This window comes from Sphingopyxis sp. (genome assembly GCF_034380315.1).
Lineage (GTDB): Bacteria > Pseudomonadota > Alphaproteobacteria > Sphingomonadales > Sphingomonadaceae > Sphingopyxis.
In genome coordinates, this window is sequence record NZ_JAXMPB010000003.1 from 130,974 (window position 1) to 152,777 (window position 21,804).

At 65.1% G+C, this 21,804-nt stretch carries 15 protein-coding genes; 7 read left to right on the forward strand and 8 right to left on the reverse strand.

Features of this window, described 5'->3' with window-relative positions:
- The first annotated feature begins 75 nt into the window (after positions 1-75).
- A complete protein-coding gene (locus tag U0S50_RS06650) occupies positions 76-531 on the forward strand; it encodes an Lrp/AsnC ligand binding domain-containing protein (protein WP_322307984.1) in 456 nt (151 codons plus the stop codon).
- A 158-nt stretch (positions 532-689) separates the two neighbouring features.
- On the opposite strand, the gene U0S50_RS06655 is transcribed toward U0S50_RS06650, so the two are convergent.
- From U0S50_RS06655 to U0S50_RS06665, 3 genes are all read right to left on the reverse strand, one after another.
- Entirely contained in the window at positions 690-2,321 is a 1,632-nt protein-coding gene (locus tag U0S50_RS06655; RefSeq protein ID WP_322307985.1) for an amidohydrolase, read from the reverse strand.
- 99 nt (positions 2,322-2,420) lie between these two features.
- Complete coding sequence (locus U0S50_RS06660) at positions 2,421-4,106, reverse strand: amidohydrolase family protein (protein ID WP_322307986.1); 1,686 nt, start codon at positions 4,104-4,106, stop codon at positions 2,421-2,423.
- 106 nt (positions 4,107-4,212) lie between these two features.
- Positions 4,213-6,540 carry a TonB-dependent receptor gene (locus U0S50_RS06665; protein ID WP_322307987.1) on the reverse strand — a complete coding sequence of 776 codons (2,328 nt, stop codon included), beginning with the start codon at positions 6,538-6,540 and terminating at the stop codon, positions 4,213-4,215.
- A 319-nt stretch (positions 6,541-6,859) separates the two neighbouring features.
- Between U0S50_RS06665 and U0S50_RS06670 the strand changes: the two genes are divergently transcribed.
- From U0S50_RS06670 to U0S50_RS06680, 3 genes are all read left to right on the forward strand, one after another.
- A complete protein-coding gene (locus U0S50_RS06670; RefSeq protein WP_322307988.1) occupies positions 6,860-7,342 on the forward strand; it encodes an N-acetyltransferase in 483 nt (160 codons plus the stop codon).
- 196 nt (positions 7,343-7,538) lie between these two features.
- A complete protein-coding gene (locus U0S50_RS06675; protein WP_322307989.1) occupies positions 7,539-9,212 on the forward strand; it encodes a sulfatase-like hydrolase/transferase in 1,674 nt (557 codons plus the stop codon).
- Between the two features lie 44 nt (positions 9,213-9,256).
- Positions 9,257-10,771 carry a lipopolysaccharide biosynthesis protein gene (locus U0S50_RS06680; protein ID WP_322307990.1) on the forward strand — a complete coding sequence of 505 codons (1,515 nt, stop codon included), beginning with the start codon at positions 9,257-9,259 and terminating at the stop codon, positions 10,769-10,771.
- 12 nt (positions 10,772-10,783) lie between these two features.
- Here the strand turns inward: U0S50_RS06680 and U0S50_RS06685 are convergent, their stop codons facing one another.
- The 4 genes from U0S50_RS06685 to dgcN all read right to left on the reverse strand — a co-directional run bounded on the left by U0S50_RS06685 (position 10,784) and on the right by dgcN (position 14,857).
- Positions 10,784-11,716 (reverse strand): glycosyltransferase family A protein, encoded by a 933-nt coding sequence (locus U0S50_RS06685; RefSeq protein ID WP_322307991.1) that lies wholly within the window; start codon positions 11,714-11,716, stop codon positions 10,784-10,786.
- 150 nt (positions 11,717-11,866) lie between these two features.
- Complete coding sequence (locus U0S50_RS06690) at positions 11,867-12,751, reverse strand: LysR family transcriptional regulator (protein ID WP_416194971.1); 885 nt, start codon at positions 12,749-12,751, stop codon at positions 11,867-11,869.
- A 121-nt stretch (positions 12,752-12,872) separates the two neighbouring features.
- Positions 12,873-13,862 carry an N-acetyl-D-Glu racemase DgcA gene (dgcA, locus tag U0S50_RS06695; protein ID WP_322307993.1) on the reverse strand — a complete coding sequence of 330 codons (990 nt, stop codon included), beginning with the start codon at positions 13,860-13,862 and terminating at the stop codon, positions 12,873-12,875.
- A complete protein-coding gene (gene dgcN / locus U0S50_RS06700; RefSeq protein ID WP_322307994.1) occupies positions 13,820-14,857 on the reverse strand; it encodes an N-acetyltransferase DgcN in 1,038 nt (345 codons plus the stop codon). Before dgcN ends, dgcA begins: the two co-directional genes overlap by 43 nt.
- Before the next feature lie 259 nt (positions 14,858-15,116).
- On the opposite strand from dgcN, the gene U0S50_RS06705 reads away from it, so the two are divergent.
- The 3 genes from U0S50_RS06705 to dacB are packed head-to-tail and all read left to right on the forward strand — an operon-like array spanning position 15,117 to position 19,155.
- Positions 15,117-16,646 (forward strand): permease, encoded by a 1,530-nt coding sequence (locus U0S50_RS06705; protein ID WP_322307995.1) that lies wholly within the window; start codon positions 15,117-15,119, stop codon positions 16,644-16,646.
- The gene (locus U0S50_RS06710) at positions 16,643-17,659 is read left to right on the forward strand and encodes a serine hydrolase (protein ID WP_322307996.1); all 1,017 of its coding nucleotides are present in this window, start codon (positions 16,643-16,645) and stop codon (positions 17,657-17,659) included. The genes U0S50_RS06705 and U0S50_RS06710 overlap by 4 nt, the downstream gene beginning before the upstream one ends.
- Positions 17,656-19,155: a D-alanyl-D-alanine carboxypeptidase/D-alanyl-D-alanine-endopeptidase gene (dacB, locus tag U0S50_RS06715; protein WP_322307997.1), complete on the forward strand. Its 1,500-nt coding sequence runs from the start codon at positions 17,656-17,658 to the stop codon at positions 19,153-19,155. The genes U0S50_RS06710 and dacB overlap by 4 nt, the downstream gene beginning before the upstream one ends.
- A 34-nt stretch (positions 19,156-19,189) precedes the next feature.
- On the opposite strand, the gene U0S50_RS06720 is transcribed toward dacB, so the two are convergent.
- Positions 19,190-21,580: a penicillin acylase family protein gene (locus U0S50_RS06720; RefSeq protein ID WP_322307998.1), complete on the reverse strand. Its 2,391-nt coding sequence runs from the start codon at positions 21,578-21,580 to the stop codon at positions 19,190-19,192.
- Positions 21,581-21,804: the final 224 nt, after the last annotated feature.

Here is a 21,804-nt window from a genome sequence, read left to right on the forward strand (position 1 = left end):
CTATTTATCCCTGGATTTTTCACATAATTATGGAAATATTGAACGGGAATCGCCGCGATTTCCGGAGAACAGCCGATGCTGAACGATGCCGACCGCCGCATCCTGAAGGTCATCCAGACCGAGGGGCGTATCACCAATCAGGAACTGGCCAGCCGCTGCGGCCTGTCGCCCTCCGCCTGTTTCGACCGGCTGAAACGCCTGCGCGAACAGGAATATATTCTGGGATTTCATGCGCGGCTCGATCCGACCAAGCTCGACCGCGCCTTGCTGATCTTCATCGAAGTGCTGATGGACCGGACGACCGGCGACGTGTTCCAGGAATTCGCCTCCGCCGTTTCGATCATGCCCGAGATACTGGAGTGCCACATGGTCGCGGGCGGTTTCGATTATCTGATCAAGGTCCGGGTGCGCGACATGGCGGCCTATCGCTCCTTTCTGGCCGACACGCTGGTCCATGTCCCCGGCGTGCGCGAAACCCGCACCTACGCCGTGCTCGAAGAGGTCAAGAACACGACCAACCTGCCGCTTTAGACCGGGCGATTCCAGCGGGAACGGAGCGAGGGATACGGACATGAGCTTCCCCTTCCCGGCGACACATGGGGCCGGGTGACGATCGATCGGAATGAAACGGGCGGTCGAAAAGCGACGGGAGCCGCGCAAAGCGGCGGCCCCCATCGGGCGGCGGCCGCCTATTCGCCGAGGCGGGCCTTTTCCGATTCCACCATCGCGGCAACATCGGCCAGCAATTGCTGGGCGTCATAGACGATGCCGTCCTTGACGGTGTATTTCACCCCGCCGACCTTTTCCTGCCGGTTGGTTTCCGAGTTGAGCCGCATGAAGCCCGTTCCATAGAGCGTCTTCAGATTTTGCAGCGGATTTTCCGGCACGATCACGAGGTCGGCGAGCATCCCCGCGCGCACCGCCCCGATCGGCGGTTTTTCACCGCGCGGTTCATAAAGCGTCTCGGCGCCCATCATCGTCCCGGCACGGATCGCCTCGAGCGGGGTAAAGCCCGCCTCGCGCAGCAGTTCGAGTTCCTCGACATAGGCAAAGCCATAGACCTTGTAGATAAAGCCCGAGTCCGTACCCACCGTCACGCGGCCGCCCATATTCTTGTAATCGTTCACGAGACGGAAGAAGAGGCCATAGAATTTCTTCCACGCAAATTCGTTCTCGGTCGTCCAGTCGAAGAAATAGGAACCGTGATTGTCGCGCGTCGACTGGAAATATTTCCAGAGCTGGGGTGTCGTATAGCGACCGTGCCAGTCGGCGTTGCGCGCCCGCATCAGGTCGCGCGAGGCGGCATAGATGTTGAAGGTCGGATCGAAATTGACGTGGTTCGCCTTTTGCGTTTCGAGATATTCGCGCCATTCCTTGGTTTCGGGACCATAGACCTGGTTCCAGATTTCCGCGACCTCGCCGAAACGGTGCTGTTCGTTGTTATAGTCATAGTTCGACGGGAAATCCTGGATCGCCCGATCCTTGAGCAGCGATTCCAGATGGCCGTAATAATGGGTGATGGTGTTGAGCCCCGCGGCCCCCGCCTGGCGGCCGTTGAAATTGGCCACACCGATCTGGCTGAGGTGCGCGGTGGTGCCGAGCCCGAGTTTCTGCGCTTCGTCGAGCGCGGCGGTGAAGACATCGGGGGTTTCATTCTCGCGGTTGAAGAATTTGATTCCGTCGATGTTGTTCTTGGCCGCCCAGCGCACCCATTCGCGCGCCTTCAGCGGGGTATCGACCACGCCGCCCGACCAGCCGGCACCCAGCGTCTGATAATTGAAGATGCGGGGCGCCGCGATCTCGTTGCGCGCCGAGCGGTTCTTTTCGTCGCTGGCCACCGTCGGCGCCGCAAGCGGCACCCCGCGCACCGTCGTCACACCATGCGCAAGCCACAGCTTGTACGCATAGCTGGCGTCGGGGGCCTTGTCCGGCCCCGGCAGGTGGACGTGCATGTCGGTGAAGCCCGGCATCACATACATGCCCGTGGCGTCAATTTCATAATCGGCATCGTGCGGCGCCCGATTGGCCGCCGACGGCAAGCCGGGCCAGCCCGACTGGGTGATCGAGGCGATGCGGTTGCCCTCTACCACAATGTCGAAACGCCCGCGCGGCGGTGCGCCGGTCCCGTCGATGATCGTCGCGTTGCGAATGACCATCTTGCGAAACGGCCCGGCGCCTTCGCCCGCCTTGCGCGCCGGTGCGCCCTTGCTGACCGGAAAGGCCGCAGCCGCCGGGGCCTTTTTGTCGGCCGCCTGGTGCGCGGCGGCGGGCGCGGTAAAGACCAGCGCGGCAAGTGCAAGCTTCGCGATTTTCGACTTCATAGATCCTCTTTCCCCGATTCAATTATATGATGGGCCGGTGGCCCGTTCGATTGCCTTTGGAAAAGGACGGCACCGCCGACACGGCACCGCCCCATCGGTTCAGGGCAAGGGAACCCCTTCCTCGGGCAGCCCCATCCGACGTTTTTCCGCCTTCACCATCTCTGCGACATCGGCGAGCAGCTTTTTCGCGTCATAGACGATGCCGTCCTTGATCGTGTAGCTGACCCCGCCGACGCGCTCCAGCCGTTGCGTCTGTTCGTTGAGGCGCAGCGCGCCGGTGCCGTAGAGCGTCTTGAAATTCTGGAGCGGGTTTTCCTTGACCAGCACCATGTCGGCGAGCTTGCCCACGCGCACGGTGCCGATCGGCGGCGCGACGATGCCCTTGGGTTCGTACAGCGTCAGCGCACCGTTGAGCGTCGCGGCCTGTACCACCTGCGATGGATTGAAGCCCGCTTCCTGCAGCATCTCCAGTTCCTCGACATAGCCGAAACCATAGGTTTTGAAGATGAAGCCCGAATCGGACCCCGTCGTCACCCGCCCGCCCATATTCTTGTAATCATTCAGCAATGCCATGAATTTCTTGTAGAAATTCCGCCAGCGCACCTCTTTTTCCGTCGTCCAGTCGAAAAAATAGGAGCCGTGATTTTCGCGCGATGACTGAAAGAAGCTCCAAAGCTGCGGCATGGTGTAGCGCGCGTGCCAGTCGGCGTTGCGCGCGTGCATCAGATCGCGCGAGGCGGCATAGATCGTCATGGTCGGGTCAAAGGTGACGCCGTTCGCCTTCTGGCTTTCCAGATAGGCTTTCCATTCGTCGGTGCCGGGCTCAAAACTTTCGCGGTACAGGTTGGCGACATCGGCGAAGCGATGCTGTTCGTCCATGTAATTATAGGACGGATCCCAGTCCTGAACCGGCCCGTTCTTGAGCAGCGATTCCATATGGCCATAGAAATGGGTGACGGTGCCGAGCCCCGCCGTTCCGGCATGGCGCGCGTCCATGCGCGCGACGCCGATCTGCGACAGATGCGCGACGGTGCCGATATTCTGCCTGGCCGCTTCGTCGAAGATCGCCTCCAGCACCTCTGGCGGCTGGTTGGCGTCGGCGGTCAGCTTGACCCCGTCGATCCCGGCCTTGGTCGCCCAGCGCACCCATTCGCGCGCCTTTTCGGGCGTGTTGGTGAGGGCGCCGTTCCAGCCGCGCCCCTGTCCCGGCCGGTGATAGGAAAAGATGCGCGGCGCGACGATCTCGTTGCGCGCCGACCGCGCCCGCTCGCTGAGCGCGATTTCAAAGGGCGCCAGATCGACGCCGCGCACGGTCGTCACGCCATGCGCCAGCCACAGCTTGTACGAATAGCTGAGGTCGGGGGCCTTGTCGTCGCTCGATCCGTGAACATGCATGTCGACGAAGCCGGGCAGCATGAACAGCCCCGTCGCATCGAGTTCATAGTCGAAATCGCGCGGAGCCCGGCCGGCGACCAGCGGCAGGCCGGGGGTGCCCGCCGCCTCGATCGCGGTGATGATATTATTCTCGACCACCACATCGACCGGACCGCGCGGCGGCGCGCCGCTGCCGTCGATCAGCGTGACGCCGCGAATGACCATCTTGCGGAAGGGGCCCGCCCCTTCGCCCGGCTGACGCGCCGGCGCCGGAACCGCGCCCGCCCGCGGCTTTACCGCCTGGGCCGCGGCCTCCGTGGGCGCCTGCCCGGAAGCCGGCCCCACCAAAAACAAAAATGCTGCCGAACCGGCCAACAGACCGCGCCGCGCGGCCAACCCCAAACCCTTCATGACGACCTCCTGCTGGGAATGCTTGAATCCATGCTGTCGGCGCCGCAGCGCCGTGCGCGCGGGGGCGGGCAACGATTGCCGCGCCGCCCCCCGCTCCGCCGTGTGATCAGCGGAAACGCTTGGTCAGATTGATGCCGATCGTCCGCGGCGGTGCGCCGTGGGTGATCGTCAGGCCACCATTGTTCGAGCTGCTCGATTTGGTGGTGATCGCCAGCGCATCGAATATATTGTTCACATAGAGATGCGCCGACCAGTTGCCGTCGGGGGCCTGGACGCCGAACCGGGCGTTGACCAGCCCGTAGCTGTCGACCTTGCGGCGGAAAGCGTCGGTCGCGGCGAGGGTCGAATAGGACGAGCCGACATAGCTGCCGTCGATCCGTGCCAGCGCCTCCAGACTGTCGCTGAGCGGCCACATATATTCGGCCGACGCGCTGAGGTTCCATTTCGGCACGAACGGCAGCCGGTCGCCCTTGCGCCCGGCCGCGACGACGATCGTGCTGACCTGATCTTCCGACAGTTTCGCATCGGTATAGCCGACATTGGCGATCAGCGAGAGACCGGGCAGCGGCGTCGCGTTGAGTTCGGCCTCGACACCCTTGATGCGCGCCGCACCGACGTTCGATATCAGCCCGAACACCGATCCGGTGCCCGACGTGCGCGCCGACACCTGCATGTTCGTCCAGTCGATCTGATATCCCGTCAGGTTGAAATAGACGCCCCGGACCGGCTGGCTCTTCATCCCGATTTCATAGTTCCACAGGCTGTCGGCGCTGTACCCCGCCATCGCGGCGGGCAGACCGATGACCTGGTTGACCCCGCCGGGACGAAAGCCCTCGGCCGCCTGGGCATAGATCATGAAATCGCGGCTGAATTCATAGGCCAGGTTGAATTTGAAGACGAAGCCATTCTCCTTCGACCGCGCCTCGGTATAGGAGGTTGGCACCGACGCATAATGGATCTGGCCCTTTTCGACGACGCCGCCGACGGTCTTGTCATATTCATACCAGCGCGTGCCAACCGTCGCCGTCAGTTTTTCGAAGAATTCGTAGGACAGCTCGGCAAACAGCGCCTTTTGCTTCAGATGGTCGCGGATCGTGCGGTCGTAATAGATATTCTCGTCGACGAAGGGCAGCAGTTCGCCCGACTGGGGATTGGCCGCCAGCAGCGTCGATCGCACGCTCGACTTGCGATCTTCCATATAGCCGCCGACCGTCCAGTTGAACGGCCCGCCGTCGGTCGAGCTGAACCGGATTTCGTTCGACCAGTTCTTGACGCTCTGCGGCTGATAAAGGCTGGAATAGAGAATAGTGTTGGTCAGCGTGAGATAGGATGCCAGCTGATCGGCGGTGCAGGTGGCCGCCGTGTTGCGCAGCAGATAGCGCGAGCAGCCCGCCGAGGTCGCACGGCCGTTGAACGTGTCGCTGACGTCGCCGACGACGATGCGGTCGCGGTCGAAATAGGTCGATACCGCGGTCAGCGCGACCGGGCCGAAATCATAGCGCAGCGTCCCGCTGTAGATACGGTTCTTGTCGTAATTTCCCGATTCCGCGCGGGCATTGGTCGTGTGACGCCGGCCGGTTTCGAAGAACCAGCGCGAGGAATCGGTCGCGACCTTCGTATAATAGGCGCCGAGATCGATCGTCAGATCCTCGGTCGGGGTGAAACGAAGCAGCGCGCGGCCGCCGTACGAATAGCCGTCGTTGATATTCTTGGTGCCGTAGAAGCTGTTGTCGATATAGCCCGCGAACTGCTGGTACGAGCCGACGACGCGCAGCGCGAGCTTGTCGGTCGCGATCGGCAGGTTGACCATCGCGTCGACCGACGCGCCGGGGCTGCCCCCCTTCACCGCCGACAGATTGACGCTTCCCGCACCTTCGAGTTCGTCGGTCTTCGGCTTTTCATAGATGATGCGCACGGTGCCGCCCATCGACCCCGATCCGTAGAGCGTACCCTGTGGGCCGCGCAGAACTTCGGCGCGTTCGACATCGAATACGCGGAAATCGGGAGTGCTGCCCGCCGCGTCGCTGGTCGTACCGACCGAACCCGACACCGGCGATTCGTCATAATAGACGCCGACGGTGGGCTCGCCCGACCCGACCACGCCGCGCAGGATGACGCGGCGGTTGCCGGGGCCATTGTCGACGATCCGCAGGCTGGGCGTATCGGAGGTCAGTTCGGTAAAGCTGGTGGTGCCGGCGCGTTCGAGCGCGTCACCCGTGACCGCCGAAATGGCCAGCGGCGTATCCTGAAGGCGGGTTCCGCGCTTCAGCGCCGTCACGACGATCTCGCCGCCGGTCGCCTGTGCGGTTTCCTCGCTCTGCGGCGCGTCCTGCGCATGGGCCGGCACCACGCCCACCACGGCCATGGCCGACGCCAACAGCGACACGCGGGTTGCCCCGGCCACACCACGCACAGATATTCCACCGATAGACATTCAGCGATCCCCTCTTTTTAAGATTTGCCCCTATTTTGGAATATTATGATGCTAACATCGCCCCCGCCGAAGGTGCGTTCTATTTTCGCTGGAAAGCAGTGAATTATTCCCGATTTCATCAAAATTCTGGATAATCTTCGGATTTGGCGTTTTCACTCCTGTTATAACATCTCCAAGCGCAGCCATTCCGCGTTGTTTTTCCGCTACGTAAGGCTGAGACCCATGAGAATCCGGGACATCTTCCATCCGATTCGGGTGATAATGCACGGAATTCCGCACACTTATTGCGAAGAGGAACGATCGGAGTAGGATGATTGCCATGCTGATTCGCCGCGCAACCGCCGAAGATCGTTCGGCCATCTGGTCGATCATCGCCCCCGTTATCCGCGCGGGCGAAACCTATACGCTCGATCGCGACATGAGCGAGGCGGAGGCGCTGTCCTATTGGCTGGCCCCCGACAAGGAAAGCTTCGTCGCCGAAGACGACGGGGCCATATTGGGCACCTATTATATCCGCGCCAACCAGGCAGGCGGCGGCGCCCATGTCTGCAACTGCGGCTATATGACCGCAGCCGCGGCATCCGGGCGCGGCGTGGCCCGGGCGATGTGCGACCATTCGCTGGCCGTCGCCCGCGACCGGGGCTTTCGCGCGATGCAGTTCAATTTCGTCGTATCGACCAACGAACGCGCGGTCCGCCTGTGGGAAGCCATGGGCTTTTCCATCGTGGGCCGCCTTCCCGGCGCCTTTGCCCACCCCCAGCGCGGCGACGTCGACGCGCTGGTCATGCACCGGAGGCTGTGACCAAAGGCTGTGAAACGCCGGGGCGAACGGCGCGCGCCGCCCATGCAGAAACGACGCTGAGCCATCGCGGCCAACGCCGTGCCGCGTCCGGCCAACAGGAAAACACCCTTTTTCAACGAACTCGCGCTATCGCCGTGCGATGGTGAATTTTTCCGCAACCCTGATGCGCCGGATCGCGCGCGCGGGCGATCCCCGCATGCTGATCAAAAGCGCGCTGGTCGGGGTCGCGCTGATCCTTGACCTGCCCGCGATCGGCGACCGCATTGCGATGCTGGGCCTGACGCCGCCGCTGATCCTCTTTTTCGGCCTGTACGCGCTGCTTGCCCTTGCGCTGTGGGGAAGCGCGTTCATCCGTCCATCGGCGCTGCGGTGGGGCTGGGCACTGATCCTGTCCGGCGGCGCGATGGTCGTCGGCAGCTATCAGACGGCGAGCGCCGACGTCATGAGCTATGACGCCTTTGTCACCATGATGCTGTCGGTGGGGTTCGCCGACGATGCCCTGCGGCAATATGGCGCCGCGATCGGCTGGACCCTGGCCGGGACCCTGCCGCTGTTGCTGGGGATCGGAATCAGGCCCGGGACGAGGCCCCGCCTTCCCGGCGCGGTGACGATCCTTGCCCCGATGGCCGGGCTGTTGCTTTTGTCGCTGCTGCTTTTCGCACGCGGTGGCGAAGGCGGACGCGGCCTTCCCAATGCGTGGGTGGGCAGCGCCTATTCGGCGCTGTTCGCCTATGAGGCCGCAACCCTGCCCGCGCTGTCGCGCCAGCCGGTCGCCATCGCGCGAACACGCCCCGCCGCCTATCGCGACATCGTGCTGATCATCGACGAAAGCATCGCGGGCCGCTATCTCGACATCAACGACCCCGACGGCGTGCGATCGGGCCTGACCGCAGCGCCCCGCGACGTGTCGATCGCCAATTTCGGCCTGTCGGCATCGATTACCCATTGCAGTTTCGGCAGCAATATGACGCTGCGCCACGGCGGCACCCGTGACGCCTATCAGCATATCAACGCCGTCATGCCCTCGATCTTCGCCTATGCGAAGAAGGCGGGCTATGCGACGCTGTATATCGACGCGCAGCGTACCGGCGGCGCCTATCAGAACGGTATGGACGACCGCGAAAGACGCAGCATCGACAATTTCATCCAGTTCGACGACACACCGGTCGTCGATCGCGACATGGCGGCGGCGACCGCGCTGGCGGCGGCGCTGAACAACGACCGGCGCGAGTTCATCCTGATCAACAAGATGGGGGCGCATTTCCCGGTCGCCGACAAATATCCCGATGCGGCGATGGCCTATCGCCCCGCCCTGCCCCGCAACCGGTCGGCGAACGTCACCGAAATGCAATTGCCCGAAAATCTGTATAGCGGGGCCGAGAGCTGGCGACTGTATCGCAACGCCTATCGCAACACCGTCGGCTGGACCGTCGGCGGGTTTTTCGACCGCCTGTTCGCACACGCCCGCCTCGACGGCGCGCTCGTCATCTATACCTCCGACCATGGCCAGAATTTGCACGAACGCGGCGACGCGGGCACGACCACCCACTGCAGCGCCGCGCCGGCCAGCGAGGAAGGCGCGGTCCCGCTGGTGATCATCGACGCACCGGGACGCTGGGACGCGGCGGCCAAACGCCACTTCGACCGGTCGAGCCAGTATCGCATCTTTCCGACCCTGCTGGATGCGATGGGATATGATCCGGCATCGGTGCGCGCGACCTATGGCCATGCGCTCGACGCCGACAGCGCCGACCCGAACAGTTTCAACGCGCTGTTCAATGCGCGGCTGGGGCGCGCGCCGCACTGGGTCGCGGTGCGCCGCGGCGACATCGCCCGGCCGCCCCCCACCGATCAGGCGGCCGCGCCGTGATGCCGCGCAACCCTTTTCCAACCAATCTATGCTAGGGCCCGGTCATGGAAGGCCAGACACTCCCCGACGATCCTGACATGCGACCGGCGCCCGCGACGGCAGCGCAATCGTCGGACTTTGGCCAGCGCATACGGCGCGCCGTGATCTGGCGTTCGGGATCGCAGATCGCCGGCCAGGTCATCGCATGGGCATCGACCTTTCTGGTCATCCGCATATTGACGCCAGAGGATTATGGGCTGTTCGCCCTGACCCAGGTGATGCTGATGCTGTTCACCATGCTGAACGGCCACGGCCTGGCCAGCGCGGCCATCCAGCGCGACGATATCGGACCGCGCGAGATGCGCCAGATTTTCGGGCTGCTGCTGCTGCTCAACGGCGCGCTGGCACTGGCCCAGATCGCCTGCGCGCCGCTTGCCGCTGCCTATTACCGCGAACCGATGGTCGCCGACCTTCTGCGCGTTCAGGCGCTGATCTATCTGACCATTCCCTTTTCCTCGCTCGCTTATGCCAAGCTGGCCCGCTCGCTGGAATTTCCCCGACAGGCCCAGGTCAACCTGCTCTCGGCGCTGGTCGGCGCAGGGGTCGCGCTGGGCGGCGCGCTCGCCGGATGGGGCGTGTGGGCGCTGGTATGGGCCCCGATCGCAATGTTCGCCAGCCGCGCCCTGGGACTGACCATCGCGGCGCGAAGCTGGATGTGGCCCAGTTTCGATTTTCGCGGCATCGGCACCATCGCCCGCTATGGCGGGTTGATCGCGGTGGGGCAGATTTTCGCCTTCATCCAGACCCAGTCCGACATTCTGGTCGCTGGACGCTGGTTCGATGCCCATCTGGTCGGCCTTTACACGACCGCGCTGTTGCTGACCCAGATCTTCAACAACAAGGTCGTGCCGCTGCTGAACGAGGTCGCCTTTGCCGCCTATTCGCGCATGCAGGACGACCGCGCGGCGCTGGCGCAGGCCTTTGCGCGATCGGCACGCGCGATCATGGTCGCGGCGATGCCCTTTTTCCTTGGCCTGGCCGCCGTTGCGGAGCCGCTGGTCCTGACCCTGCTCGGCGAAAAATGGCGCGACATCGTGCCATTGCTGCTGCCGCTCGCGCTGGCGATGCCGTTCTGGACGCTTTTCACCCTGTTGCAGCCCGCGACCGATGCGCTGGGCCGTCCGGGCATCGCATCGAGCAATGCGATCGTCGGCGCGATTCTGATGCCCGTCGCCTTTCTGATCGGCGCCCAGTGGGGCATCAGCGGGATCGCCTGGGCCTGGATCATCGCCTATCCCCTGCTCCTTATCCTCGCCGCCGCCCGCTCGCTGCCGGTGATCGGGCTCAAGGCCGAAGCCTTTGTCCGCGCGGTGGCCCCGCCGATCATCGCCGCCGCCGCGATGGCGCTGGTCGTCCTGTTCGTCGACCGGATGCTGCCCGCGCTGCCGCCGCTCGGGCGGCTCATCCTGTTGGTCGGCACGGGGGCGCCCATCTATTGCCTGTGGCTGTTCCTGTTCGCCCGCGAGACGGCAAACGACCTCATCCGCATGATACGCGGCCGCCGCGGCGAAGCCGCCTGACCGCTTCGTCGATCAGCGCGCGCTGAGCGACCGCACGGCCCGGCGGGTCGCGTCGATATAGGTATGGCCGCTGAACCGATAAGTGCCGATGAAATGGACGAAAGCCGCCCCCTGCGGCACGCCTTCGTCCCAGAAATTGAGATAGCGGTCATAGGGAAGCAAGAGCGCGTCGGGTTCGTTCGCGACGACCATGTTCGACGTCACCTGCTCGCTGCCCCATCGCGCCCAGCGTTCGGCGCCGAGAAGCTCGGCGGCGCCGCGCGAAAAGCTTTCGGCGAGCGTCCGGCCGCCAGCGCCGCGCGCAAAGCCCGCGAACCCCGAACAGCCGCGCACATAGAGCGGCGGATCGAGCATCGGCATCGGCACGCGGTCCAGTCCCGATTCAATCGCCCCCTGGACATGCGCCGCGGGGTTGAACAGGAAGGCGGCATCGTCGGTCATGCTGGCCATTTCGTCGAACGGCATGATCCGCGCCACGGCATCGCCGCGCAAGGTGAAGCTGCGGTTCGCCGCGATTGCGGCGGCGATTTCCGATACGTCGCCCAACGTCACCGTATCGGAATCGAGCTGGATCACATAATCGTCGGCCCGCAGGTCGAGCAGCGTCAGCAGCCGTTCCCACGTCCCGCCGCGCGGGCATGGTCCGGTATCGACGTCGGCGATGGCGATGATGCGCGGATGGCCGAGATGCGCCGCCAGGATCGCACGATCGCGATCGGTCAGCGTTCCATCGTCGAGGATCACGATACGGCCACGCTGCAACCGGGCATGGAGCGATTTCACCGCGACGAGATAAGGCAGCAGCACGCGCGTCCCGATCATCGAGAACAGGATCAGTCCGTCGTCGGAGGGCTCAAGCGGCGGTGTATCCAACACCTTTTTCGCCGCGGCATGCAGGCGGCGCTCTTTCCACATCGCGTTGAGCTTGTTGACTATTCGGTTCATCCGACCGCCCTAACATGCCACATTCGCCTTTGATAGGGGCGAAAACCCTTGGAAAATGTAGCTGGATGACATGGAAGGGCCTGTCCCGCTCCGGCACATTTCACGCAAAGGATAGCGGATTTTTCCGGGCGGCCGGGCCGGATCAGAGGGTCAGATATCGTCGATGATCTGCGCGACGACCTTCAGGAAATCGGTCGCAAGCGCAGTCGGCGGGCGATTGTGCAGATACATGGCATAAAGATCGAAGGCGAGCGGCGGGGTCAGCGGACGGATCGCCAGCCCCGGCGCCAGCGCCGCCTGTGCGGTAAAGCTGTCCACCACGGTCAACCCGACCCCCGCGCGCACCAGCGCGGTCGCGATGTAAAAGGTGCGCGCCGACATCGCATGATCGAACTCCAGACCTAGGCGCCGCTGTTCCTCGACGAACATCTGGCCGATGGGGCCGCTGGCCGCGACGCTGATGAAGCGATGTTCGCGCAGGTCGCCGAGCGCGAGCCGCGGCGGGGCATCGGGAATATCGGCTTCGCGGTACAGGACGACAAGCTCGCCCTCGCCCAGCCAGCGGCTGCCGATCGGCGCATTCTGCGGCACCTCTACCGCGATGGCGACATCGGTTTCGCGCTCGTGCAGCTTGCGCACCAGATCGTCATGATGGACCGTCTGAAGGTCGAAATTCATATTGGGGTGGTCGCGCAGGAAGCGGGCCACCGCTTCGGGCAGCACCCCGAGCGCCAGCGAGGGCAGCGCCGACACGCGCAGCATCATGCCGCTGCCGCGTCGCAGATTGCGCGCGCCTTCGCGAAAGGCGTGAACGCGATCCTGAATATCGCTGACTTCGGCGAACAGGATATGGGCATCGTCGGTCGCGACAAGTCGGCCGTTCGCGCGTTCAAACAGGGGAATGCCCAATATCGCCTCGGCGTGGCGGAGCGTCTTGGATACCGACGGCTGGGAAATGTTCAGCGAGCGGGCCGCCGCGCTGACCGAGCCGTTCGTATAGACGGCATAGAATATCTCGATATGGCGCAGGTTCATTGGCGACATCGTGGCCGCCGTGCCATCGCGCGGCAAGACAATTTATGCGCCCCTTTCGCCAGCCGCAATCGTCCCGCCGTCGTCCATGAACACCCCCCAATCCATCGCCGCTTTCGCCGCGTCAAACAGTCCCCCAGAAACCCGGCGACGGCGGTTCGAGAACGCCGTCGGTTCCGCGTACCCCGCCATCGCGGTCGGCCGCAAGCCACAAGGGGCCGTCCAGATCGACGAAGGCCGACCGGGCCGCGATGACCAGCGCCGGCGCGATCGATAGCGAGGTCGAGATCATGCTGCCCGTCATGACGCCAAGCCCGGCGGCCGCGGCGGCATCGGCAAGCGCGAGCGCCCCGGTCAGTCCGCCGGTCTTGTCGAGCTTGATATTGATGACCTGATATTTTCCCGCCAGCACGCCGACATCGCCCGCCACATGCGCCGATTCATCGGCCGCAATCGGAACCAGCGGGCGAAACCCATCGAGCCCGTCATCGGCGTCCGCAGGCAAGGGTTGCTCGAGAAGGTCGACCCGCAGTTCGGCGAGCAGCGGCTGCAACGCTTCGACCTCCGCCATCGTCCAGCTTTCGTTCGGATCGACGATAATCCGCGGGTTGGGCGCGACCGCGCGCACCACCCGTATCTGTTGGGCGGGGTCGGTGCGATCGACCTTGATCTTGATCAGCGGAACATCGGCCAGCGCGCGCGCCGCCGCCGCCATTGCCGGCAGCGTATCGAGCCCGACCGTCATCGCGGTCGGCGTCGCGCCGATGGCGGGCATTCCCAGCCGGTCGGTGACGCTGTGCCCCGAAAGCTTCGTTTCCAGATCCCATAGCGCGCAATCGACGGCATTGCGCGCAGCGCCGGCGGGCATGACGGCCAAAAGCTCGTCGCGGGTCGCACCAGCGGCGACGGCGTCCCGCGCCAGCGCGATCTGGTCGAGCGCGCCCGCGATCGTCTCTCCGTAGCGGGGATAGGGAACCCCCTCCCCGCGCCCGATCGCGCCGTCGGCGGCAATTTCGACGGTGATCACGTCCGCCACCGTCTTTACGCCGCGCGATATGCGAAACGGGCGGGCTAGTGCGAAAGCGTCGGCTCGCGCGACGAGGGTTCGAAGCATTCCTTGATCCTGTCGATGATGGGGTCGACCCCATGGGCATAGGGGTCGGTACAGGGCAATCCCAGCGCGTCGGACGTTTCGGCGCACAGCCGCGCCGCGTCGGCCGCCGACATCTTGGAGGTGTTCAGCGCCACGCCCACCGCCTGCACGCGCGGATTGGTCAGCCGCGCAACGCCGAGATTGGCATCGAGCGTCTCCCGCAGCCCCGGCGGCGTATAATGCGGCAGCCCGCGCATATGCTGGCGCATGGGATCATGGCACAGCAGCAGGGCATCGGGCTGGGCCCCATGGAGCAGTCCGGTGGACACCCCCGCAAAGGACGGGTGAAACAGCGATCCCTGTCCTTCGATCAGATCCCAGCCGTCATCGTCGCGTGCCGGCGAAATCTGTTCGATCGCGCCCGAGATGAAATCGGCGATGACCGCATCGAGCGGTACGCCGCCGCCCGCGATCAGGATGCCGGTCTGTCCGGTCGCCCGGAAATCGGCCGTCATGCCGCGCGCGCGCATCCCCTTTTCCAGGCAGAGCGTCGCATACATCTTGCCCACCGAACAATCGGTGCCGACCGTCAGCAGGCGTTTTCCCGCGCGCGGCTTTCCGTTTCCGATCGGAATGTCGGGTCGCGGATCGCGAACATCGTGGAGGGTGCGCCCGTGCCGCGCCGCCGCCGCAACCAGCGCCGGTTCGTCGCGGAGCCGGTTGTGCAGCCCCGAGGCGATATCGAGCCCCGCCTCGATCGCGGACACCGCATCGCGGACGAGGTCGTCGCCAAGCTTGCCGCCCGCATTGGCGATGCCGAGGATCAGGGTTTTCGCACCCGCGGCCACCGCCTCGGCAAAGTCCATGCACGGCAGCCCGAGCGTCAGTTCGCAATCGTCGTATCGAAATTCGCCGACGCACGCATCGGGCCGGAACACGGCAAGGCCGCGCGACGTCTTGATCCCGACTTCATCATTCACATGACCAAGATACAGAAGATATGGGCTGGCAATCATGACATGCCTCTCAACGGAAGATTGCGCATCATGGGTGAAGACGAAGGCCGACGCGCTTTCATTTATGGATGAGGCCTATAGCTGGCGGTTATAGGGGCGATCCGGGGCATCTTGACGCGCGGTTCCGGCTTGCACAGGATCACGCGCTTGGGGTCGATACGAACAAGATCGGGGCGAATGGGTCGATGAGAGCGGTGTTTCGCGGCGGAGCCGCTGTTCACATGTCGCGGGGAAGCGCGATCGCCCCGGAGACCGGCGCGTGACCGCCTCCGCCATCGATGCGGCGGGCGCGCCGGGCGCGGGCGCTTCGCCCTCCGATCAGGGCGCACCAGCGGCACAGCCCTCGCGGCGCCGGTTGCTCGGCCTCTACCTGCTTCTGGGCTTTGCCGCCGGGCTGCCCTTTTACATGTTCAACGCGGTCCTGACGCTCCGGCTGTCGCGGCATGGTGTTGATATCGTTATTATCGGTTTCTTTGCCTGGATCGCCCTGTTGCCGACGTTCAAATTCGCGTGGGCGCCGCTGGTCGAGCGATATGACGTCCCCGGTTTCGCGCGATTCTGGGGGCGGCGTCGCGGGTGGATCATGCTGTCGCAGCTCGGCATTTTCCTGTCGATGGTCGCAATGGCCTTTACCTCGAACGACGAGAGCCTGCCGCTGACCGCCCTGTTCGCGATCCTGCTGGCCTTCTGGACGACGACGCTGGAGGTGGCGGCCGATGGCTGGCGCATCGAACTGGCGCCCACCCAGGCCGAACAGGCGCCGATCGTCGCGGCCAATCTGTGGGGGTATCGCAGCGCGATGGTCGCGGCGGGCAGCGGCGCGATTCTGGTCGCCGCCTGGGCCGACTGGACGGTCGCCTATCTGGTCATCGCCCTTGCCGCCTTTGCCCCCTTTCCCCTGCTGGCCGCCATGCGCCCCGAGCAAATGGGCACGCGCGGTCGCGGCCGCGCGCTGGCGACCGGCATAGCCGCAAGCCTTGCGATCCTGTCGGCGGTAGCGCTGATCACCGCGCTGGCCGGTGCCGCGCTGCTGTCGGCGGCGCAAGGCGCGGGCCTGTCGGCCAAGACCAATGTGACCCCCATCGTCCTTGGCGTCGCGCTGTTGCCCTTTGCCGCGCTGGCGCTGGCGCTGCCCCGGATCAACCGCCTGCCCGCCGGGGCCCACGCCAATATTTCGGCCTTTGCCGCCCCCTATGTCGAGCTGTTCTGGCGCTATGGCTATGCGATGCTGGCGGTGCTGGCCTTCGTCTCTCTCTATCGCATGGGCGACGTGCTGACGCTGACGCTGTCGCACCCGTTGTGGAACGAAGCCGGATACAGCCTTGAACAGATCGGCGTCGCCGACGGCGTCGTCGCGCTGTCGGCCAGCATGGCGGGCGTCGCACTGGGCGGATGGCTGTCGACACGCATGTCGCTAGGCTGGACGCTGGCGATCGGCGCGGTGACGGCGGCGGCGGGCAACTGGATCTATATCTGGCTGTGGCACAGCGACCCATCGCCCTTCGTCCTTTATACATCGGTCGCGGTGGATCAGTTCGGCAACGGATATGCCGGAGCGGTCTTTGTCGTCTATCTGTCGATGCTGGTCAGCCCCAATTATCCGGGCGCCCAATATGCCCTGCTGTCGGGTTTTGCCTTTCTGTTGCCGCGCCTGCTCGCCGGGGCGTCGGGGTCGATGCAGACCGCGATCGGCTATGACGGCTTTTTCCTGTTGTCGGGTGCGTTGAGCTTTGCCGCCATCTTTCTGCTGCCGCTGATCGTCCGCGTGAAGGCGCGCGTGCCGGCATGACGATCGACACGATCTGCGAACAGGGATTTGCGCCCGCGCGCGCGGCGGTCGAGAGCGGGCGCATCCCCGCCGCCGCGCTGGGCGTGGTCAGCGCCGACGGACGCCGCGCGATCCGCTTTGCCGGCATGGCCGCGGTCGTCCCCGAACCCGAGGCGCTGACCCACGACCATTGGTTCGACCTCGCCTCGCTGAGCAAGGTCATCGCGACCACGACGATGATCCTGAAGCTCGCCGAACAGGGACGGATCGACATCGACCGGCCGCTGACCGACGCCATACCGGACCTGCGCCAATATGATGTCGCGGGCGCGGCCGAGCGCAGGCTGACCTTTCGCGACTGCCTGATGCACCGCACCTTCCTGCCCGCGGTCGAGCCCCTTTACACCTATGGCGACGACCCGGCCCGGCTGCGCGCTTTTGTCTTGCAATATGTATGGCCCCATGGACCGCCGGTCTATTCCGACATCAATTTCATCCTGCTGGGCATTGCGATCGAACGGATCACCGGCGCCCCCCTGTCGGACTGGCCGATCGGCGACGGGCTGGCGTTCGGGCCGCCCCCCGGCCCATCGGTCGCAACCGAGCAATGCCATTGGCGCGGCCGGGTGATGAAGGGCGAGGTGCATGACGAAAATGCCTTTGCCCTGGGCGGCGCGCCGGGCCACGCCGGATTGTTCGGGACGACCGACGGCGTTCTGGACTTCGCCCACGCGATGCTCGACGGATCGATGCTGTCGGCCGCGATGATGGCCGAAGCCCGCACCGCAAACGAGGCGCACCGAACCTGCGGCTGGGAACGCGCCTTTTCCGGGTGGCACGGCGGGGCGGCCTGTTCGGCCGACACGATCGGCCACACCGGCTTTACCGGCACCGGCCTGTGGATCGATTTCGATCGCGGGCTTGCCTGGACATTGCTCACCAACCGGGTCCACCCGACCCGCCACGCCGACAGCGGCATCCAGACCCTGCGCCCGCTGGTGGGCGAACAGGTCATCGCAGCATGGGACGCATGAACACCGATATGACGACACCGATAAAAAGCATCGCCCTTTCCGCCGCCTTTGCCCTGTCGCTGGCCCTGAGCGCCGCCCATGCCGAGGCCCCGGCAACGCCGCAGGGCAGCGCGCTGTCGAGCGCGGTCGAACGGCATCTGGCGGACAGCCCGCCGGGCGCGCGCCTTGGCCTTCTCGTCACGACGCTCGATGGCGAAACGCTGGTATCGCTCGCCCCCGACCAGCGTTTCATCCCGGCATCGAACACCAAGATGTTCACGACCGCGATCGCCTTTGCCGAACTGTCGAACCCCGGCCACATGCTGAAGGGCACCGGCGTTCGGCTGGAAACCGCCCCCGGCAACGTCGTCGACGTCGTCCTGCACGGGCGCGGCGATGCCGCGCTGTCGAGCGACGATCGCTGCACCGTCGATTGCCTGCAGACGCTGGCCGACGCGGTGGCCGCCAAAACGCGCCGCGTGCGTCACGTCATCGGCGACGACAGCCGCTTTCCCGACGAACGCTGGAGCCCGGGAATGAGCTGGAACAACATCCAGTCGCGGTACGGCACGGGCATATCGGCGCTGTCGCTGGACGATAATGAACTGGTCGTCGGCCTGACCCCGGCCGCGGTCGGCCGCGCGCCAGCGGTGCAATCGTCCGGATATTACCAGATCGAGAACCGGGTCGTCACCGTCGCGGGCGCCGAAGAATCGGTATCAGCCGACCGTATGCCGAACAGCCGCACCCTGTATCTGACCGGAACCATCGGAGCCGACGCGCCGCCGCTGACGCTGCGCTATGGCATCGACGACCCCGCCCATTATGCCGCTTGGCGCCTGGCGGCGCTGCTGCGCGCGCGCGGCGTCGAGGTCGGCGGAGACATTGCGGTCCGGCATCGGCCGCTGACCCCCGCCGACGACCCGGAAAACCGCGACGGCGCCCCCGCAACGGTTCCCGCCGAACCCGCCATGCTGGCCGAACTGCCCTTTCCCGCGCTGTCCGTAACGATGACCCGGATCAACAAGGAAAGCCAGAATCTGCATTCCGAACTGATGCTGCGCCTGGTCGCGCGGCAGTCGGGCAGCGGTTCGATCGCCGACGGACAGGGGGTGATGCGGCGGGTGATGACCGAGGCCGGATTGCCCGTGACCAGTTATGACTTTTCCGATGGGTCGGGCATGTCGACCTATAACCGCATCACACCGCGCGCCGCGGTCGACCTGCTGACCTGGATCGCGCGGCAGCCGTGGGGTGCGGCGTGGCGCGACACGCTGCCGATCGCCGGGCACGACGGCACGTTGCAGCGCCGGTTCAAGGGGACGCTGCTCGAAGGAAAGCTGGTCGGCAAGACCGGGTCGCTCAACGCCTCGCGCGCGCTGTCGGGCTATTTCACCACCCGCAGCGGCAAGACGCTGGTGTTTTCGGCGCTGGCGAACGACATGCCCGACGGCACCGACGATCAGGCGACCGCCGCGCTCGACCGCGCGCTGGTCGCCATCGCCGAAGCTCTGTAGGATCCTGGCCGAAGCGGCCCCGGGGGAGCCCCCCCTAGGGCCGCGGATCGGCGGGCGCCACGATCGTCCGTTCGGCCGCGTGGCGTTCGACCGCCGCCTTGCTGAACCAGAGCGGCTGCATTTCGCCGGCAAGCCATTTCGGATAGAAATCCCGATAATGGCGCGAGGCGGGGTCGGCCGATTGGCCGGGCAACAGCAGAAAGCGGCTGTTGTCCCAGGCACCGACATCGGCGACGAACAAATAGCTGGCCCCGTGCGACACGTTGAAACCGCGCCGCGCGTTGAACCCGCGCGCCATCGGCGTGGTTCCGTCGCCGCCCGACCGGCCACCCTCGATCTTTGGAAAAGCGGCCGCAATCGACGGATTGCTCGACAGGAAATGCGAGATGGAGACGCGGTGCAGGTCGCCCCAGCGCCATGCCGCCGGATCGGGTCCGCCCTCGACCAGCGCGCGTTTCCAACCCGCCACCAGCGCCCGGTCGATCATCGCATCGCGCGCCGCCGTCGGATCGTCGCCCAGCCGCTTGTCGGGCGATGCCAGGATGTGCAGCATTTCGGCAAGATTGACGGTGGGGATCAGATCCTTTGCCGCCGCCGGGACCATGCGGTCGCGGAAATCCGCCGACAGCGCGATCATCACCATTTCGTAGAGCAGCGCGGCGGCGCTGTCGGCCTCTATCCCGCAATCCCAGCGACGTAGCAGAGCAGCGGCCGGCGCCGCTTCGACCGACAGCTTGGCCGGCAGCAGCTTGAGCAGCGCGCGCGCCGGAAGCGACTGGACATCGTGCTGAAGCGCGATGCTGTCCTCTATCCGGTGGCGCGGCTGGCGGCGGAGCACCTCTGCGACGCGATTGTATCGAAAGGGGTCGCTCCAGCTGAAACTGATGATCCGTTCGCGATAGGGATAGGCGGCCGGCAGGTTCATCTCGTTCGCCGACGCGAACCAGCCTTCGGGCGGGTTATAGACATGCGGCATGTCCTGAACCGGCAACAGCCCGGTCCAGTCGAAATCCCCGTCGCCGGGCGCCGGAAACAGGCCGTCGTGCCGGGGACGACGCGGGGTAAAGCCGATCGTCTGCCATCCCGTATTGCCGTCGATATCGGCATAGTGGAAATTGGTGGGCGAGACGTGCAGCTTGAACGCCTGTTGCAGCGAAGCCCAGTCCCTGGACAGGTTGATCGCGATGATGGCGAAGCGCATGTTCGCGCCCGGCAACATGCTGACGGTGGCAAAGGCCACCGCGCGGTCGCGCGCGGCATCCTGTGACACGATCGGACGCCCGTCGGCATAGCGCAGCGTGACCCGTTCGGCGGGTGCGCCCTTTACCGGTATCTCGTCCTCGAACGTCTCGAACGCCTTCCATTCGCCCCGGTGCCAGTAAAGGTCGGGATTGTCCTTTTGCGTGCGCAATATGAACAGGTCGGTCTGGTCGATATGGAAATTGGTGCGGCCAAAGGCGAAGCGGTCGGTATGCCCCTGCATGATGCCGGGCAGCCCCGGCGCACCCGCGCCGATGACGTCGAGCCCCGGCGCCGACAGGTGCATCATGTGCCGCGGGCTCGCCCGCCCGATACCAAGATGCGGGTCATTGGCCAGGATCGGCCGCCCGGTGGCGCTGCGCGACGCCGCGATGGTCCAGGCGTTGCTGCCGAGCGCGAAGCGATCGCCCGACGAAAATTCGCGATCGAACCGCGCCTCCTCTATGGCATCGAAATCCACCGGCCGGTTCGCGGGATCGAGAACGCCCAGATCGCTCTCGTCCACCTCCGCGCAATCGAGCCCTTCGGGAACCGTAAAGGACCAGGCAGGGCGCAGCGGCATCATCAGCTGATCGGCGTCGAGCAGGCCGCGTGCCTGAAGCTGGGCCCGGCGCACCTCGTCATCGGCGTCGCCCATGCCGATCCCGCGTTTTTGTACGAGGTCGCGAACGTCCCAGCGCAGCGGGCGGATCCCCAGGATGCGATATTCGGGCGGCAGACGCGCCGGATCATCCTCCAGCTCGGCGATCCGGGCGTTCACCCCCGCGACATAGCCGCGCGCGCAGTCCAGCACGTCGGCGGGCAAGGCGGCCAGTTCGGCGTCGATATCGCCGCGATAATGGAACAGCCGCGCCGCCCGGTCGGCGGCAACGAATCGCGGCCCGAAAGCCTCTGCCATCCGGCCCATGTCGCGGCGATGCTCGATATCGATCTGGAACAGGCGGTCGCGCGCGACCAGATAGCCCTGCCCGAAAAAGGCGTCGTGGATCGACGCGGCGCGAACGTGCGGAACGCCCAGTTCATCCTCGACGATCTCGATCGGCGCCCGCGCGCCCGACAGGCGCAACCGGTGGGTCAGCCCCTTGATTCTCGGCGTTGCAGAAAGGGTGCCCGGTATTGTAACAAAGGCAACCGAGGCGAGAAGGAAAGCACGGCGCTCGATCAACAGGATCCCTCCGCAAGATGTTATTGACGTTGACGCCGCCGACTGTATCGCCCGTTGGCACCGGGTAGCCATAACAAGTAGGCGATGCCCTATAACTGCAGGCTATCCATGCTGCCGCCAGAACGGCGGAGCACCCCATTCATTCGGGTTATATATCCATATGCGCGGGTTAACGGCCTAGCTGTTGACCTGCTGCAACCGGCCTGTAACCTCGATGTCACGAA